The organism is Hafnia alvei (assembly GCF_034424155.1).
GTDB classification, from domain to species: Bacteria; Pseudomonadota; Gammaproteobacteria; order Enterobacterales; family Enterobacteriaceae; genus Hafnia; species Hafnia alvei.
Genome location: NZ_CP139992.1, coordinates 3,911,263 through 3,928,292 on the forward strand (window position 1 = coordinate 3,911,263; position 17,030 = coordinate 3,928,292).

General features: G+C 51.6%; 14 protein-coding genes. 9 read left to right on the forward strand and 5 right to left on the reverse strand.

The window, feature by feature from the left end; all coding sequences use genetic code 11:
* The first annotated feature begins 387 nt into the window (after positions 1-387).
* The 6 genes from gltB to U0008_RS18200 all read left to right on the forward strand — a co-directional run bounded on the left by gltB (position 388) and on the right by U0008_RS18200 (position 9,578).
* On the forward strand, positions 388-4,845 hold the full coding sequence (gltB, locus tag U0008_RS18175; protein ID WP_043489298.1) for a glutamate synthase large subunit: 4,458 nt from the start codon (positions 388-390) through the stop codon (positions 4,843-4,845).
* 14 nt (positions 4,846-4,859) lie between these two features.
* The gene (locus U0008_RS18180) at positions 4,860-6,278 is read left to right on the forward strand and encodes a glutamate synthase small subunit (protein ID WP_043489295.1); all 1,419 of its coding nucleotides are present in this window, start codon (positions 4,860-4,862) and stop codon (positions 6,276-6,278) included.
* Positions 6,279-6,460: 182 nt separating this feature from the next.
* Positions 6,461-7,141 (forward strand): N-acetylmannosamine-6-phosphate 2-epimerase, encoded by a 681-nt coding sequence (locus U0008_RS18185; RefSeq protein WP_043489294.1) that lies wholly within the window; start codon positions 6,461-6,463, stop codon positions 7,139-7,141.
* Positions 7,142-7,153: 12 nt separating this feature from the next.
* Positions 7,154-8,038 carry an N-acetylmannosamine kinase gene (gene nanK / locus U0008_RS18190; protein ID WP_043489292.1) on the forward strand — a complete coding sequence of 295 codons (885 nt, stop codon included), beginning with the start codon at positions 7,154-7,156 and terminating at the stop codon, positions 8,036-8,038.
* Between the two features lie 12 nt (positions 8,039-8,050).
* Positions 8,051-8,521 carry an N-acetylneuraminate anomerase gene (gene nanQ / locus U0008_RS18195; RefSeq protein WP_043489290.1) on the forward strand — a complete coding sequence of 157 codons (471 nt, stop codon included), beginning with the start codon at positions 8,051-8,053 and terminating at the stop codon, positions 8,519-8,521.
* Between the two features lie 175 nt (positions 8,522-8,696).
* Positions 8,697-9,578, forward strand: a complete 882-nt coding sequence (locus tag U0008_RS18200) for a MurR/RpiR family transcriptional regulator (protein WP_043489288.1) — start codon at positions 8,697-8,699, stop codon at positions 9,576-9,578.
* A gap of 96 nt (positions 9,579-9,674) precedes the next feature.
* Here the strand turns inward: U0008_RS18200 and sspB are convergent, their stop codons facing one another.
* From sspB to zapE, 5 genes are all read right to left on the reverse strand, one after another.
* Positions 9,675-10,172: a ClpXP protease specificity-enhancing factor gene (gene sspB / locus U0008_RS18205; RefSeq protein WP_040047157.1), complete on the reverse strand. Its 498-nt coding sequence runs from the start codon at positions 10,170-10,172 to the stop codon at positions 9,675-9,677.
* A gap of 2 nt (positions 10,173-10,174) precedes the next feature.
* Positions 10,175-10,816: a stringent starvation protein SspA gene (gene sspA / locus U0008_RS18210; RefSeq protein ID WP_004091284.1), complete on the reverse strand. Its 642-nt coding sequence runs from the start codon at positions 10,814-10,816 to the stop codon at positions 10,175-10,177.
* 347 nt (positions 10,817-11,163) lie between these two features.
* Positions 11,164-11,556 carry a 30S ribosomal protein S9 gene (gene rpsI, locus U0008_RS18215; RefSeq protein ID WP_025801139.1) on the reverse strand — a complete coding sequence of 131 codons (393 nt, stop codon included), beginning with the start codon at positions 11,554-11,556 and terminating at the stop codon, positions 11,164-11,166.
* Positions 11,557-11,571: 15 nt separating this feature from the next.
* Positions 11,572-12,000, reverse strand: a complete 429-nt coding sequence (rplM, locus tag U0008_RS18220; RefSeq protein WP_004091281.1) for a 50S ribosomal protein L13 — start codon at positions 11,998-12,000, stop codon at positions 11,572-11,574.
* Between the two features lie 291 nt (positions 12,001-12,291).
* Positions 12,292-13,440 (reverse strand): cell division protein ZapE, encoded by a 1,149-nt coding sequence (gene zapE / locus U0008_RS18225; protein ID WP_043489286.1) that lies wholly within the window; start codon positions 13,438-13,440, stop codon positions 12,292-12,294.
* A gap of 409 nt (positions 13,441-13,849) precedes the next feature.
* Here zapE and zapG point away from each other — a divergent pair, with 409 nt between their 5' ends.
* The 3 genes from zapG (at position 13,850) to degS (ending at position 16,982) form a co-directional block, all read left to right on the forward strand.
* Positions 13,850-14,245, forward strand: a complete 396-nt coding sequence (gene zapG, locus U0008_RS18230) for a Z-ring associated protein ZapG (protein WP_040047155.1) — start codon at positions 13,850-13,852, stop codon at positions 14,243-14,245.
* Positions 14,246-14,454: 209 nt separating this feature from the next.
* Positions 14,455-15,783, forward strand: a complete 1,329-nt coding sequence (locus U0008_RS18235) for a Do family serine endopeptidase (protein WP_043489303.1) — start codon at positions 14,455-14,457, stop codon at positions 15,781-15,783.
* Positions 15,784-15,905: 122 nt separating this feature from the next.
* The gene (gene degS / locus U0008_RS18240) at positions 15,906-16,982 is read left to right on the forward strand and encodes an outer membrane-stress sensor serine endopeptidase DegS (RefSeq protein ID WP_025801135.1); all 1,077 of its coding nucleotides are present in this window, start codon (positions 15,906-15,908) and stop codon (positions 16,980-16,982) included.
* Positions 16,983-17,030: the final 48 nt, after the last annotated feature.

Consider the following 17,030-nt stretch of genomic DNA (forward strand, 5'->3'; position numbering starts at 1 on the left):
ACAGTGAGTCAGCTCACATTTTTCTAGGCCTAGCTTGACTTCCAGAAACAGTAAAAACACCTAGTTTTCATTTTAAAATCATGCAATTGAATGAGAACCACATCTCCTAAAGTGTGAGCATCCCCACATTTGACCTACGTACTCTTTCTAGATAAGTTGAAAGACCGCTGGAAGCTAAATGTTTTTTTAACGATTTTTTCTAGACGGGCTAACGTCTCGTCATTTTTATGCAGTCATTTACGACTCCCTCGAAACACGCTGTTGAGTGCTTGCGGGCTTATCCCAAGCGAACAATAGCCGAGGCGGATGCGCGTGCCGAATGGTTATGCACTATCCCACTCGCAGTAAAGATGGTTAGTAATGCAGAGCCTGGGGAGGTTCACTGATATGTTGTACGATGCATCCCTTGAAAAGGACAACTGTGGTTTCGGTCTGATCGCCCATATAGAAGGTGAGCCAAGCCATAAAGTTGTCCGTACCGCGATCCATGCGCTCGCACGTATGCAACACCGTGGCGCGATTTTGGCAGATGGCAAAACCGGTGACGGATGCGGTCTGCTGCTGCAAAAACCCGATCGCTTCTTCCGCATGGTGGCCGAAGAGCGCGGCTGGCGTTTAGCCAAAAACTACGCCGTCGGCATGATCTTTCTCAGCCAAGACGAAAGCGAAGCCCGTGCCAGCCGCCGGATTGTTGAAGAAGAATTGCAAAATGAAACGCTGTCGGTTATCGGCTGGCGTGAAGTTCCTATCAACGAGGATGTGTTAGGCGAAATCGCCCTTTCCTCCATGCCTCGCATCGAACAGATATTTGTCAACGCGCCCGCGGGCTGGCGTCCACGCGATATGGAACGCCGTCTGTTTGTGGCTCGTCGCCGCATTGAAAAGCGTATTGAAGATAAAGATTTCTACGTTTGTAGCCTGTCTAATCTGGTGACGATCTATAAAGGGCTGTGCATGCCCGCCGACCTGCCACGCTTCTACCTCGATTTGGCTGACCTGCGTTTAGAATCGGCGATTTGTCTGTTCCACCAACGCTTCTCCACCAATACCGTTCCGCGCTGGCCACTGGCTCAGCCGTTCCGCTATCTGGCTCACAACGGTGAAATCAACACCATCACCGGCAACCGCCAATGGGCGCGCGCCAGAACCTATAAATTTAAAACGCCGCTGATCCCAGATCTTCAGGACGCTGCGCCTTTCGTCAATGAAACCGGCTCGGACTCCAGTTCGCTGGATAATATGCTCGAACTGCTGCTCAGCGGTGGGATGGATATCGTGCGCTCCATGCGCCTGCTGGTTCCACCGGCATGGCAGAACAACCCCGATATGGATGCCGATCTGCGCGCCTTTTTCGACTTCAACTCCATGCACATGGAGCCGTGGGATGGCCCTGCCGGTATCGTGATGTCCGACGGCCGCTTTGCCGCCTGCAACCTCGATCGTAACGGCCTGCGCCCTGCTCGCTATGTCATCACCAAAGATAAACTCATCACCTGCGCGTCTGAAGTGGGGATCTGGGATTATCAGCCGGATGAAGTGCTGGAAAAAGGCCGCGTTGGCCCCGGCGAGCTGATGGTGATCGACACCCGTAGCGGACGCATTCTGCATTCAGCCGAAACCGATGATGATTTAAAAAGCCGCCATCCGTACAAAGAGTGGATGGAGCGCAACGTTAAGCGCCTCGTGCCGTTTGAAGATCTGCCTGACGATCAGGTCGGCAAACGTGAACTGAGCGACGATAAGCTGCTGACGTTCCAAAAACAGTTTGGCTATAGCAGTGAAGAATTAGATCAAATCCTGCGCGTGCTGGGCGAAAACGGACAAGAAGCCACCGGCTCGATGGGCGATGATACGCCGTTTGCCGTGCTCTCGAGCCGCCCACGCATCATCTATGACTATTTCCGTCAGCAGTTTGCGCAGGTAACCAACCCGCCAATCGATCCGCTGCGTGAAGCGCATGTAATGTCGCTGTCCACCAGCATTGGCCGCGAAATGAACGTGTTCAGCGAAGCGGAAGGTCAGGCACACCGCTTGAACTTCAAATCGCCGATCCTGCTGTACTCTGACTTTACCCAGCTCACCACGCAGGATAGCGAACACTATCGCGCCGATACGCTTGATCTCACCTTCGATCCGCAGCAAACCGATTTGCAACAGGCGATTCATGCACTCTGCGAAGAGGCCGAGCAAAAAGTTCGTCACGGTGCCGTACTGCTGGTGCTATCAGACAGAAATATCAGCGCAGAACGCTTGCCAGTACCCGCACCGATGGCGGTAGGTTCTATCCAACAGCGTTTGGTCGAAAAAAATCTACGCTGCGATGCCAACATCATTGTTGAAACCGCCAGCGCACGCGACCCGCACCACTTTGCCGTTCTATTGGGCTTTGGTGCCACGGCTATCTATCCTTACTTAGCCTATGAGACGTTGGCTAAGCTGGCAGACTCCCACGCTATTGATAAAAAATATCGTGACGTAATGCTGAACTACCGCAACGGCATCAACAAAGGTCTGTACAAGATCATGTCGAAAATGGGGATCTCCACGATCGCCTCTTATCGCTGCTCTAAGCTGTTTGAAGCCGTAGGCTTACATCGTGATGTTAGCACCCTGTGCTTCCCTGGCGTGGTTAGCCGCATCGGTGGCGCCGGATTCAGCGATTTCCAGCAGGATCTGCAAAACCTGTCTAAACGCGCATGGCTGAAACGCAAGCCGTTGGATCAGGGCGGACTGCTGAAATTCGTTCACGACGGCGAATACCACATGTACAACCCTGATGTGGTGAACACGTTGCAAGCGGCGGTACAAAGCGGTGAGTACAGCGATTACCAAAAATATGCCAAGTTGGTTAACGAACGTCCGGTATCCACGCTGCGCGATCTGCTGAAAATTACGCCGAAAGGTGATGCGGTTCCCGTCGAAAGCGTTGAGCCTGCCAATGAGCTATTTAAACGTTTTGATACCGCAGCCATGTCTATCGGCGCACTGAGCCCAGAAGCCCATGAAGCGCTGGCTGAAGCCATGAATGGCTTAGGCGGTTTTTCTAACTCCGGTGAAGGCGGCGAAGATCCTGCGCGTTACAAAACCAATAAAGTTTCCCGCATCAAACAGGTGGCTTCAGGCCGCTTTGGCGTCACCCCTGCTTATTTGGTCAACGCCGACGTGATTCAGATCAAAGTCGCTCAGGGTGCAAAACCGGGCGAAGGTGGTCAGTTACCGGGCGACAAAGTGACGCCGTACATTGCCAAACTGCGCTATTCGGTTCCCGGCGTGACGTTGATTTCACCACCGCCGCATCATGATATTTACTCTATCGAAGATTTGGCCCAGTTGATTTTCGACTTAAAACAGGTGAATCCAAAGGCGCTGATTTCCGTCAAACTGGTCTCTGAACCGGGCGTTGGCACTATCGCTACCGGCGTTGCCAAAGCCTATGCGGATCTCATCACCATCGCGGGCTACGACGGTGGTACGGGCGCAAGCCCGTTATCGTCGGTGAAATATGCTGGCTGTCCGTGGGAACTGGGGCTGGTTGAAACTCAACAGGCGTTAGTGGCCAACGGTCTGCGTCATAAAATTCGTTTGCAGGTCGACGGGGGGTTAAAAACCGGCGTCGATATTATCAAGGCCGCAATTTTAGGCGCAGAAAGCTTCGGCTTTGGTACGGGGCCGATGGTGGCGCTGGGCTGCAAATACCTGCGTATTTGCCATCTCAACAACTGCGCAACCGGCGTGGCAACTCAGGATGAAAAACTACGCCGCAACCACTTCCATGGTTTGCCAGAGCGCGTAGCGAACTACTTCCAGTTCATCGCCCGCGAAACCCGTGAGCTGATGGCTGAGCTGGGGGTCACTCGTTTAGTCGATCTGATTGGCCGTACCGATCTGCTGCTTGAGCTCGACGGTTTCACCGCCAAGCAAAACAAGCTGGATCTGTCCGCGCTGCTGAAAACGGCAGAGCCTAAACCGGGTAAAGCAGTGTACTGCACCGAAAGTAATCCATCGTTTGATAAGGGCTTGCTCAACAAAGAACTGCTGGCGCAGGTACAGGCTAATATCGAAGCCAAACAAAGCAAAACCGTTTTCTTTGATATCCGCAATACCGACCGCTCCGTTGGCGCATCGCTGTCTGGTGCCATTGCGGAACAACATGGCGATCAAGGACTGGCAAGCGATCCGATCAAAGCGCAGTTCACCGGCACCGCCGGTCAAAGCTTCGGTGTGTGGAACGCCGGTGGCGTAGAGCTAACGTTAACAGGCGACGCCAATGACTACGTTGGTAAAGGCATGGCGGGCGGCAAGATCGTAGTTCGTCCTCCGGTGGGCTCCGCCTTCCGTAGCCATGAGGCCAGCATTATTGGCAACACCTGCCTGTATGGCGCAACCGGCGGCAAGCTGTTTGCAGCAGGCCGCGCCGGTGAGCGTTTTGCGGTACGAAACTCCGGTGCTATTACCGTGGTTGAAGGTATCGGCGATAACGGCTGCGAATATATGACCGGCGGGATCGTCTGCGTCATGGGCCGCACCGGTATCAACTTCGGCGCAGGCATGACCGGTGGATTCGCTTACGTACTGGATGAAGACGGCGAATTCCGCAAACGCGTTAACCCAGAACTGGTTGAAGTGCTGAGTATGGAACAGCTGGCAATCCACGAAGAGCATCTGCGTGGTTTAATCACCGAGCATGTGCAACTGACCGGCTCGAGTCGTGGCGAAGAGATCTTGGCACACTGGCCTGAATGGGCACCAAAGTTTGCTTTGATCAAACCAAAATCCAGCGATGTAAAAGCACTGTTAGGTCACCGTAGCCGTTCCGCAGCTGAGCTGCGGGTACAGGCGCAGTAAGGGCGGAGAAGAATATGAGCCAGAACGTTTATCAATTTATTGACCTACAGCGCGTAGATCCGCCTAAGAAACCGCTCAAGATCCGTAAGATCGAGTTCGTCGAAATCTACGAACCCTTTTCTGAGACACAGGCGAAATCGCAGGCCGATCGTTGCCTATCATGCGGCAACCCGTACTGTGAGTGGAAGTGTCCGGTCCATAACTACATTCCAAACTGGCTGAAGCTGGCGAATGAAGGACGGATTATGGAAGCCGCCGATCTGGCGCACCAAACCAACAGCCTGCCTGAGGTGTGCGGCCGCGTATGTCCGCAAGATCGTTTGTGTGAAGGTTCATGCACCTTAAACGACGAGTTTGGCGCAGTGACCATCGGCAACATTGAGCGTTATATCAATGACAAAGCCTTAGCGATGGGCTGGAAGCCCGATATGTCGCACGTGCAGCCAACCGGCAAGCGCGTTGCCGTGATTGGCGCAGGCCCTGCTGGGCTGGCCTGTGCTGATGTCCTCGCTCGCAACGGCGTTCAGGCGGTGGTGTTCGATCGTCATCCAGAAATCGGTGGCCTGCTCACCTTTGGTATTCCGGCCTTCAAGCTGGAAAAAGAGGTGATGACCAAGCGTCGTGAAATCTTCAGCGGCATGGGTATCGAGTTCCGCTTGAACACGGAAGTGGGTAAAGACGTGCAGATTAGCGACTTACTCAATGAATACGATGCCGTTTTCCTGGGCGTGGGTACCTATCAATCGATGCGTGGCGGTCTGGAGAACGAAGACGCCAGCGGCGTATTCGATGCGCTACCGTTCCTGATTGCGAATACCAAGCAGCTTATGGGTTACGCCGCTACGGAAGAAGAGCCTTACGTTAGTATGGAAGGCAAGCGCGTGGTCGTGCTCGGTGGCGGCGATACGGCGATGGACTGCGTGCGCACGTCTATTCGTCAAGGCGCAACGCAGGTTTCCTGTGCCTACCGTCGCGATGAAGAAAACATGCCGGGCTCGAAGCGCGAAGTAAAAAATGCGCGAGAAGAAGGCGTGGAGTTCATGTTCAATCTGCAACCGTTAAGCGTTGAGCTTAACGGCGCTGGCCGCGTCTGTGGGGTGAAAATGGTGCGTACTGAACTAGGCGCACCGGATGCTGCCGGTCGCCGTGTCGCACAGCCCATCGCGGGCTCTGAGCACGTACTGGATGCGGATGCCGTAGTGATGGCATTTGGTTTCCGTCCTCACGCTATGAGCTGGCTGGCAGAACATGATGTGGTTCTGGATAAACAGGGGCGCATCGTGGCACCAGAAGGCAGCAATAACGCCTTCCAGACCAGTAATCCGAAAATCTTTGCCGGTGGCGATGCGGTTCGTGGCTCTGACTTAGTGGTCACCGCCATTGCGGAAGGCCGTAAAGCAGCTGAAGGGATCATGAGCTATTTAGAGGTGTAGAACTTCATCAGCGCATAATTTCCCATAACTAAAACGGAGCTTCGGCTCCGTTTTTTACTCTCGCAGCCCTCCGCTTTATGACACTGTTCACGTTTTAGTCACCTTTTGCTTGAAGCCGTATGGCGCCATCTCATATTGTATTTTGGAGTTTAACTTCAATAAAAATTTCAGGATGGAGCAGAATGTCACTCTTAAGCGATTTAGAACAATGCGTACGCGATCAGGGCGGATTGATTGTTTCTTGCCAGCCAGTGCCCAACAGCCCAATGGATCGCCCAGAGATCGTCGCGGCCATGGCACAAGCCGCCGTATCAGCGGGTGCGGTTGCCATACGCATTGAAGGAATTGAAAATCTGAAAGTCGTGCGCCCGCATATCCCCGTACCGATCATCGGGATCGTTAAGCGCGATCTCATCGACTCACCGGTGCGCATTACCCCTTTTCTCGAAGACGTCGATATGCTGGCAGAGGCCGGAGCCGATATCATCGCCTTTGATGCCACTTTCCGTTCACGTCCGGTTGATATTGACGCGCTCATTGCACGCATCCACCAGCATGGTTTATTAGCGATGGCAGACAGCTCAACCGTAGAGGAAGGGCTCAACTGCCAGCAAAAAGGCGTTGAGTTTATTGGCACCACGCTGTCTGGCTATACCTGCACGGTCACACCGGAAGAACCGGATCTGGCTATGGTGTCAGAACTCAGCCATGCAGGCTGTCGGGTGATCGCCGAGGGGCGTTACAACTCCCCTGCTCTTGCCGGTAAAGCCATCGAGCATGGGGCATGGGCTGTCACCGTAGGCTCAGCCATTACGCGTATTGAGCATATCTGCCAATGGTTTAGCCACGCCGTTAAACGCTAGACGGAGCGCACGATGAACATACTCGCCATTGATATTGGTGGAACCAAACTGGCCGCAGCACTTATTGAGGCAAACAGCCAGATATCGCAACGTCTTGAAATCGCGACGCCAGCCAGTTCATCGCCACTGGCTCTGGAAGAGGCGTTAGCGCAGCTGGTAGCACCTTATCAGGGTAAGGCACAGTGTGTCGCTGTGGCCTCAACCGGCATCATTGATCAAGGCATACTCACAGCACTTAACCCCGACAATCTCGGTGGGCTCAATCAGTTCCCACTGCAGCAAACCCTACAGCGATTAACCGCACTTCCCTGCACGGTATTAAACGATGCGCAGGCCGCCGCATGGGCTGAATATCACCATCTGGCAGACCGATTTAAGCACATCACTTTTATTACGGTTTCCACCGGCGTCGGCGGCGGCGTGATTATCAACGGTCAGCTCCTCACCGGGCCGCACGCATTTGCAGGACACATCGGTCACACGCTGGCCGATCCAAACGGGCCTCGCTGCGGATGTGGTCGCACCGGCTGCGTGGAGTCCATTGCTTCAGGACGCGCCATTGCCGCTGCGGCTCAAAATGAATTGCAGGGAAAAGATGCACGGCAGATTTTTAGCGCCGCGCAAAACGGCAACCTCCAAGCCAAACGGCTGATTACCCATTCAGCTCAGGCTCTTTGCCAACTGATCGCCAATCTTAAAGCTATTTTAGATACGGAATGCGTGGTTTTAGGCGGCAGCGTTGGTTTGGCACAGGACTATCGTCAGCAGGTCGAGGACGGCCTTGCTTTATTACCGTCGCCGTTTCATATCCCTGTGTTTGCCGCCCACTACAAACATGACGCAGGGCTGATTGGTGCCGCGTTATTTGCTGCCGAACAGAACCAGAATAAATATTAAAAGGATGGCTTTATGATTTTGGGAAAAATAACCGATATTGACCAACAGGCCGATCTCCCAGCCGCACTACGGGCGATCGTCAAACAAGCATTAGCTTTAGCGCCCGAAACGCTAGAGCCCGGACGCTATGAAATCGACAGCGACGATATCTTTATCAATGTGATGGCCTTTGAAACCGCCGATGCACAAAGCAAGCGTTACGAACAACACCGCGACTATGCTGATATTCAAATTCTGCTTAGCGGGAATGAACGTATCGATTTTGGCCCCGCCGATTCAGGGCAAGAGCTCGATACTTATCATGAAGACAATGACTATCAGCTGTGCAGCAAAGTTGAACCGCGCCAAACGCTTCACATGCAAGCGGGCATGTTTGCGGTGTTTCTGCCCGGCGAACCGCATAAGCCGGGGTGCATCGCAACTCAATCACAGACAATAAAAAAAGCGGTGATCAAAGTGCGGCAACGCTATCTCACCCACTGAGATTTCCAAATAATAATAACCATGCAGTAAGACGACTGTTTATCTTTGACCGCGTGATGTATATATACCCCCTATGTGTACATCGCGCTTTTTTTAACATACCACACTTGCTACGCTCTATGACATCAACTCTCCGCAGCCACGATCGCCTTAATCAGGTGGAAACAGGGAAATTATGCAGCCTCAAGCCCCTCGCCTTAAACCGGGGAAAATCCTCGACACCTTAGGTGCGATGCAAAACAGCCTGACTCGTGTTGCCCAACGCATTGCGCAGTACATTCTTCGTACCCCTCATCGCGTCACGCAGCTTTCCATTGCCGAGCTTTCCCGAGAAACGCAGGCGGGAGAAGCCTCCGTGATCCGTTTATGCCGGACGCTGGGTTATAAAGGTTTTCAAGATTTCAAAATGGATTTGGCTATCGAGTTGGCCACCGCAGAACCTGAAATCAATGCACCGTTGCTCGATGCTGAAATTGGAAATATCGACGATGCTCACACCATTGGCTTAAAACTCCAAAATACGATCAACAACGTATTGTCAGAAACGCTCAACCTGTTAGACCTGCATCAGGTCAGTCAGGTGGTTGAGGCGCTGAGAAACAGCCAGTCGGTTTATATTTTTGGCGTGGGATCCTCCGGCATTACCGCCGAAGATATGAAGCATAAACTCATGCGCATTGGGCTGCGGGTTGATGCCGTGACCAATAATCATTTTATGTATATGCAGGCTACGCTGCTCAACGCTGGCGATGTTGCAATTGCCATCAGCCACTCAGGCAGTTCGCCAGAAACGGTGCATGCGCTCACGTTAGCAAAACAGGCCGGAGCTACCACCGTTGCACTAACGCATAATTTAGGCTCTCCATTGAGCGAGGTGGCAGATTTCAGCCTTATCAACGGCAATCGGCAAGGCACGTTGCAGGGGGACTCGATTGGAACCAAAACGGCACAGCTGTTCGTTTTAGATTTGCTGTACACCTTGCTGGTTCAGGCCGCACCGGAGCAAGCGAGAGAAACTAAACTGCGCACCATGAGAGCCTTGGATATAGCCAAATAATCCCTCGAAAGCGCCACTGTTTTGCCTGATTTCAAATACAAAAAAGCCAGTCATATGACTGGCTTTTTACTGACTTAACAACCTAAATTCACGTTGCTATTTAACAACGCGCAATGAAGGTCGTCCGCGAGGCGGCGGCGTTGGCTCATCGCCATCGTCATCAGACTCAACGGGAACGTCTGGCAAATTGCCATCAATCACCGTCATGCTCGGCTCGCTTGTCGTTTCATCGTCTTCTACCGACATCAACGGCATTTCGTTTTCGTAAGCAGGCTCAGGCTCAAACATCGTACCAGCCCCGTTCTCACGCGAGTAAATCGCCATGACTGCGGAGATAGGCACGTAGACGTTACGAGGAACGCCACCAAAACGCGCATTGAAGCGAACGGCATCATCGCCCAGCTCAAGATTACCCACGGCACGCGGTGCAATGTTCAATACGATTTGACCATCGCGCGCAAACTCCATCGGCACCATCACGCCATGGCGGTTAACATCCACCACCAAGTGAGGCGTAAGCTGGTTATCAAGCAACCACTCATAGAAGGCACGCAGCAAGAAAGGACGGCGTGGCGACATTTGAGACAATTCCATGATTAGCCTCGGGTATGCAGACGCATTTCACGCTCAGCTTCAGTCATAGAAGCCAAGAATGCATCACGCTCAAAGACGCGAGTCATGTAGATTTTCAGTTCTTTAGAACCCGCGCCAGACAATTCAATGCCTAGAACCGGCAAACGCCATAACAGCGGTGCCAGATAGCAGTCAACCAAGCTGAACTCGTCGCTCATGAAGAATGGCTTCTGAGTAAAGACAGGCGCGATAGCCAGCAGCTCTTCACGCAGCTGTTTGCGCGCGTTGTCAGCTTCCTGAGCAGTACCTTTTTCAATTTTGTGCAGCAGTGAATACCAGTCGTTTTCGATGCGATGCATCATCAGACGGCTTTCACCACGGGCAACTGGATAAACTGGCATCAATGGTGGATGCGGGAAACGCTCGTCCAGATATTCCATGATGATACGGGATTCATACAGAGTCAGCTCACGGTCAACCAACGTCGGTACTGTGCGGTACGGGTTGAGGTCAATCAGATCCTGCGGCAGGTTATCCATCTCAACCTGCTCAATCTCGACGCTGACACCCTTTTCGGCCAGTACGATACGTACTTGATGGCTAAAGATGTCGGTCGGGCCGGAAAACAGCGTCATTACCGAACGTTTGTTGGCAGCGACAGCCATGAAAACCTCCAAGTTTATCTAGAAAACGGTATGAATAGCCGCCATCGGGCAGCGCTATCCAGATATTTGTTGTCACTCCTGACAGCCGTATAAGCCATAAAAATGAAGCATAAATAACAGGTTAGATTATTTAGTGCCTCTATTGCTCAACAATTGTACGGATAACAGGGCGCAAAAGTGGGAGATAGTTTAACAGAATTTGACGGTGTTGTGGGGAAGCGATGGTTATTTCATGGCGTAATAAGTTTACGACACGTAAATTTCCGTGTTTTTTGACTGTTTACAGATACAAAAAAGCCCGGCAAGCCGGGCTTTTACTATTAATGCTCTGCCGAAGCAGAAAAACATTAACGTTTGGAGAACTGAGGACGACGACGTGCTTTACGCAGACCGACTTTCTTACGTTCAACTTCACGAGCATCACGAGTAACGAAGCCAGCTTTACGCAGTTCGCCACGCAGGGACTCGTCGTACTCCATCAGAGCGCGGGTGATACCATGACGGATCGCACCAGCCTGACCAGAAGTACCACCACCTTTAACGGTGATGTACAGATCGAATTTCTCAACCATATCAACCAATTCCAGCGGCTGACGAACTACCATGCGGGCAGTTTCACGACCGAAGTACTGTTCCAGAGAACGTTGGTTGATTACGATTTTACCACTGCCCGGTTTGATAAACACGCGAGCGGCGGAGCTTTTGCGGCGACCAGTGCCGTAGTATTGAGTTTCAGCCATTGCCTATAATCCCGATTAAATGTCAAGAACTTGCGGTTGCTGTGCCGCGTGATTGTGCTCGTTACCAGCGTAAACTTTCAGTTTACGGTACATAGCACGACCCAGCGGGCCCTTCGGCAGCATGCCTTTAACCGCGATCTCAATGACACGCTCAGGGTGGCGAGCAATCATCTCTTCAAAGGTCGCTTGTTTGATACCACCGATGTGGCCGGTGTGATGGTAATAGATCTTGTCAGAACGCTTGTTGCCGGTTACAGCAACTTTTTCTGCGTTCAGAACGATGATGTAATCACCAGTATCAACGTGCGGAGTGTATTCCGCTTTATGCTTGCCACGCAGGCGACGAGCCAGTTCAGTAGCCAAACGGCCCAGAGTCTTGCCGTCTGCATCAACTACGTACCAGTCACGTTTTACGGTTTCTGGCTTAGCTGTAAAAGTTTTCATTAAAAGCTTACCCAATTTAAGTTACACGTTGGTGAACACCCAAACGCTTACCTGTTTAAAAAAGTAAATGTATTAGAGGCTCACACGACCATCGTCCAGCAAACCTACCCCTTCGAATAGCCAATGCCGGCACATAAAGTTTTTGGGAAAAAAAACTTCGTTGTAACGTGGGGTCGCAAGATTATAGAGAAGTAGAATCTAAAGATCGAATAATTTTTCGGGCTAAAATTGATTTTATGATTGCATCCGGTAGACAGCGGCACCGGATGCGAGTGTTTTTTAAACAAAACGTTACGGCAAATGCTCTAAGCGCAAATAATCTTCGCTTTGCATCTCCTGTAAACGAGACAAGCAGCGCTGATATTCAAACTTCAAATGATCGCCCTGATAAATTTCGAACATCGACAGCTCCGCGCTGATGATCAGTTTTACATGACGCTCATAAAACTCATCCACTAGTGCAAGAAAGCGGCGCGCCGTATTTTCATTCAGCGTATCCATCTTCTTGACGTGATGCAAAAACACGGTGTGGTAGCGTCGCGAAAGCGCAATGTAATCAAGCTGGCTACGCGCCTCCTCGCACAGAACTGCGAACTCAACGGCTAATACGCCACCCGAGCTGCACAGCGCAGGCAGTGGCCGATGGTTGATCTCTAACACGGGGTTAATCTCCCCCACGCTGCCCGCTAATTTGGCAAACATTTCATCCATGCGCTGCCGCGTTTCGGTGGTCATCGGCGTGAAATACAGCCCTGCCTGCGTCAACGTACGCAGACGATAATCGATACCCGCATCCACATTCATTACGGTGCAATAGCGTTTAATCAGATCGATAGCGGGCAGAAAGCGGGCGCGCTGCAAGCCATTATGATAAAGGTTATCAGGAGGAATATTTGAGGTAGAAACCAGCGTAATGCCTCGGGCGAATAGGGCTTGCAACAGCGTGCCTAGCAGCATGGCATCCGTGATATCTGACACAAAAAACTCATCAAAGCACAGTACATCCGCTTCTTTTTTAAAGCCATCAGCAATGATTTCTAATGGGTTTTCTTGCCCTTGCAGCGCAACCAGCTCTTCTTGTACCCGCAGCATAAAGCGGTGGAAATGCAAACGCAGCTTCCGCTCGCTGGGAATGCTGTGGAAAAACAGATCCATTAGCCATGTTTTGCCCCGACCAACGCCGCCCCACATATACAGACCTTGCACCGGCTCCTGCGGCTTGGCGGCAGGTTTTCCCAACAGGCTCTGCAAACGCCCGCGTAATCCTCGACTCTCAGCGACGGGTGTAGACCGTTCTCTCTCGATAAGCGCTTGCTGAATGACGGTTAAAGCCTCGACGGTTTGCCGCTGCACTGCGTCGGGTTGGTAGTCTCCGGCATCGAGCGCCTGCTGGTAGAACATGGTTGGCGTCAGCACGGACGTGGGGCGATTTGATGGCATTAGGTACAGGATCCCTACTCAATTTTTATCATTAGTTATATACCCAAAATAATTCAAGTTGCATTGCGGCGGCAAGTGAGCTCATCCCGATGAGCTTACATCAGTAAGTGATTCGGATGCGCGAATGTAGCCAACAAAAATGCGGCTTGAAGTATGACGGGTATAAAGAATTTTAAAAATCTTAAACGCGACTTTTCGCGCAGCTTAGCGGCTGATTGTCGCCTGTTAACTGACTTTTGTCTTGTATCGACAATTGTTTTTGCCCGTAAATCTCTCAGCAATGCACCTTCAGGATTCCACTCAGGTAAGGTTAACGGTTATAGTGTGCTTATGTGTAGGATATGTCGTTGAATCCCTACTAAGTAAAATAGCTAACGCAAGCACATTCTATATACAGATAGGAGTCATCATGACCTGGGAGTATGCGCTTATTGGTTTAGTCGTCGGTATCGTGATTGGTGCGATAGCGATGCGTTTCGGCAACCGAAAACTCCGCCAGCAGCAGGTGCTGCAAAACGAGCTCGAAAAAAGTAAAAACGAGTTGGAGCAATATCGCCAAGAACTGGTGAGCCACTTTGCTCACAGCGCCGAGTTACTTGATAACATGGCAAGCGACTATCGCCAGCTGTATCAGCACATGGCGAAAAGCTCAAACAATCTGCTGCCAGATATGCCGCCGCAGGATAATCCTTTCCGTTACCGCTTGACCGAAGCGGACAACGATCAGGCACCCGTTGAGTTCCCACCTCGTGATTACTCCGATGGTGCATCTGGATTACTGCGCGCCGAACGCCGCGACAAATAAGAAATATACCCAAAATAATTCACGGGTATAAGGTACTTCGGTGGCTGTTTTTTCTAACAGCCACCTCTTTTAATTACTCTTCTTAATCCCCACTTTGTTATTCTGAATAATATGGAACTTAATGCGCGCTGTTCGTTCTGAGTAGCACACCGGATTAATTTGCCCAAGACACATTGACCCTTTTGAAGACCATGAGAAAACATTCCATGATGAAGAAAAAATCTTTATTGCTCAGTGCGCTTGCTTTAAGCATGGGCTTAACAATGTTATCCGCACCGTTTGCGAATGCCGCATTACCACCCATCGTTGCTGGACAAAGCGTACCAAGCTTAGCGCCGATGTTGGAAAAAGTGCTGCCAGCCGTGGTAAGCGTTCACGTTGAAGGGATGCAAAATGCCAAACCAACGCCGGCGGCCAAAGGTGGGGAACGTCAGTTTGAGGGCTTAGGTTCAGGTGTCATTATTGATGCAGCCAAAGGCTATGTGCTGACCAATAACCACGTTATCAGCAATGCGACTACCATCAAAGTGCAGCTCAACGATGGACGCGAATACGCCGCTAAGCTGATTGGCCGTGACGAACAATCGGATATCGCGTTAATTCAGCTCACCGACGCGAAAAACCTGACGGCGATAAAAATCGCGGACTCAGACAAACTGCGCGTGGGTGATTTTGCCGTTGCCGTGGGTAACCCATTTGGGATTGGGCAAACGGCCACCTCAGGCATTATTTCTGCATTGGGTCGCAGCGGGTTAAATCTCGAAGGTCTGGAAAACTTTATTCAAACAGATGCTGCCATCAACCGCGGTAACTCCGGTGGTGCCCTGATTAACCTCAACGGCGAGCTGATTGGCATTAACACCGCGATCTTGGCTCCGGGCGGCGGGAATATCGGTATCGGCTTTGCGATCCCAAGTAACATGGCGCAAAGCCTCAGCGCTCAGTTGATCAAATACGGCGAAGTTAAACGCGGCGTTCTCGGTATTCGCGGTCGGGAAATGACGGCTGACCTCGCGCAGGCCTTCAAGCTTGACGCACAACGCGGTGCTTTCGTGAACGAAGTATTGCCAAACTCTGCCGCGGCGAAAGCGGGGATTAAAGCAGGTGACGTCATTACCGCACTGGATGGCAACCCACTCAGCAGCTTCGCCGAGCTGCGCGCCAAAATTGGCTCTGCCGCTCCGGGTACCGTGCTAAAGCTCGGTTTACTTCGCAACGGCAAGCCATTAACCGTTCCCGTTACGCTGGAAAATAGCGGTGTTACCACCACTCAAGCAGAAAACATCAGCCCTTCACTGCAAGGTGCAACGCTGAGCGATGGTGATGTGAAAGGCACACCGGGCATTAAAATTGATGACGTTGCCAAAGGCTCTGTTGCTGCACAAATGGGCATGCATAAAGGCGACCTGATCATCGGTATCAACAGCGAACGTATTCGTGATATCGCCTCTTTGCGTAAGGCACTGGCGGCAAATCCACCGGTTATTGCGCTGCACTTATTGCGCAACGGTGAAGGCCTATATTTGCTGATTCGCTAAATGCGGCTTCACTAAAAGAGTGATTTAAACAAAAACTGCACAAAAATCGGGCATAGGCGTGTGCCGTGCCCGATTTTCTCTGTTATTCTTCGCCTATCTTTTCTTACCCTTTCAGAAACTTCATGTTTACTAAGATATTACGCTCAGTTTTTCTGGGGCTTGTGGTAGCCATCATTTTGCTGATTGCGGTGCCATCACTGCGTCCGGTAGGGCTTTTTTCGCTATTTAAAGCAGCCTCATTCGAAGAAGCACCTATTAGCTACAATTCTGCGGTGAAACGAGCTGCACCCGCCGTCGTTAACGTTTACAACGGCAGCATGAATAATAGCGGTCAAGGCAACAATGGCTTAGCAATCAAAACCCTAGGCTCTGGCGTTATCATGGATAGCCGAGGCTACATACTCACCAATAAACATGTTGTCAGCGGCGCAGACCAAATCGTAGTCGCGCTACAAGATGGTCGCGTTTTTGAAGCTATGCTCGCCGGTTCAGACACGCTCACCGATTTGGCCGTACTGAAAATTCAGGCGACTAATCTGCCCGTTATCACCATCAACCCAAAACGCGTTCCTCACATTGGCGACGTGGTACTGGCTATCGGTAACCCCTATAACATTGGGCAAACCACAACCCAAGGGATTATCAGCGCTACCGGTCGTGTAGGGTTAAGCACCTATGGACATCAGAACTTCTTACAAACCGACGCCTCAATCAACCACGGTAACTCAGGCGGCGCATTAGTGAACACGCTGGGTGAATTGGTGGGAATCAATACCCTATCGCTTGATAAGAGCAACGACGGCGAAACGCCTGAAGGCATTGGTTTTGCCATTCCAACCGCCCTTTCGACCAAGATCATGGCCAAGCTGATTCGCGATGGACGCGTTATTCGTGGCTTTATCGGCGTGAGCGGCAGAGAAATTGCACCGGCGCGCAATCAGCCGCAGGCGAATGCGATGGAGCGTATTCAGGGTATTATCGTGCGTGACGTGGCCGCTAACGGCCCTGCGGCTAACGCAGGGATCCAGCCGGGCGATATCGTGCTCAACGTCGATGGAAAACCTGCGGTCAGCGCAGCCGAAACCATGGATCAGGTGGCTGAAATTCGCCCTGGAACGGTAGTACCAGTAATTATTATGCGTAACGGTGAACGTATGACGCTAAGCGTGACCATCGAAGAGTTTCCAAACGTCGATTGATAACCTTACACCACAGCGAAAAAATACCATAAAAAAACGCCATCGAAG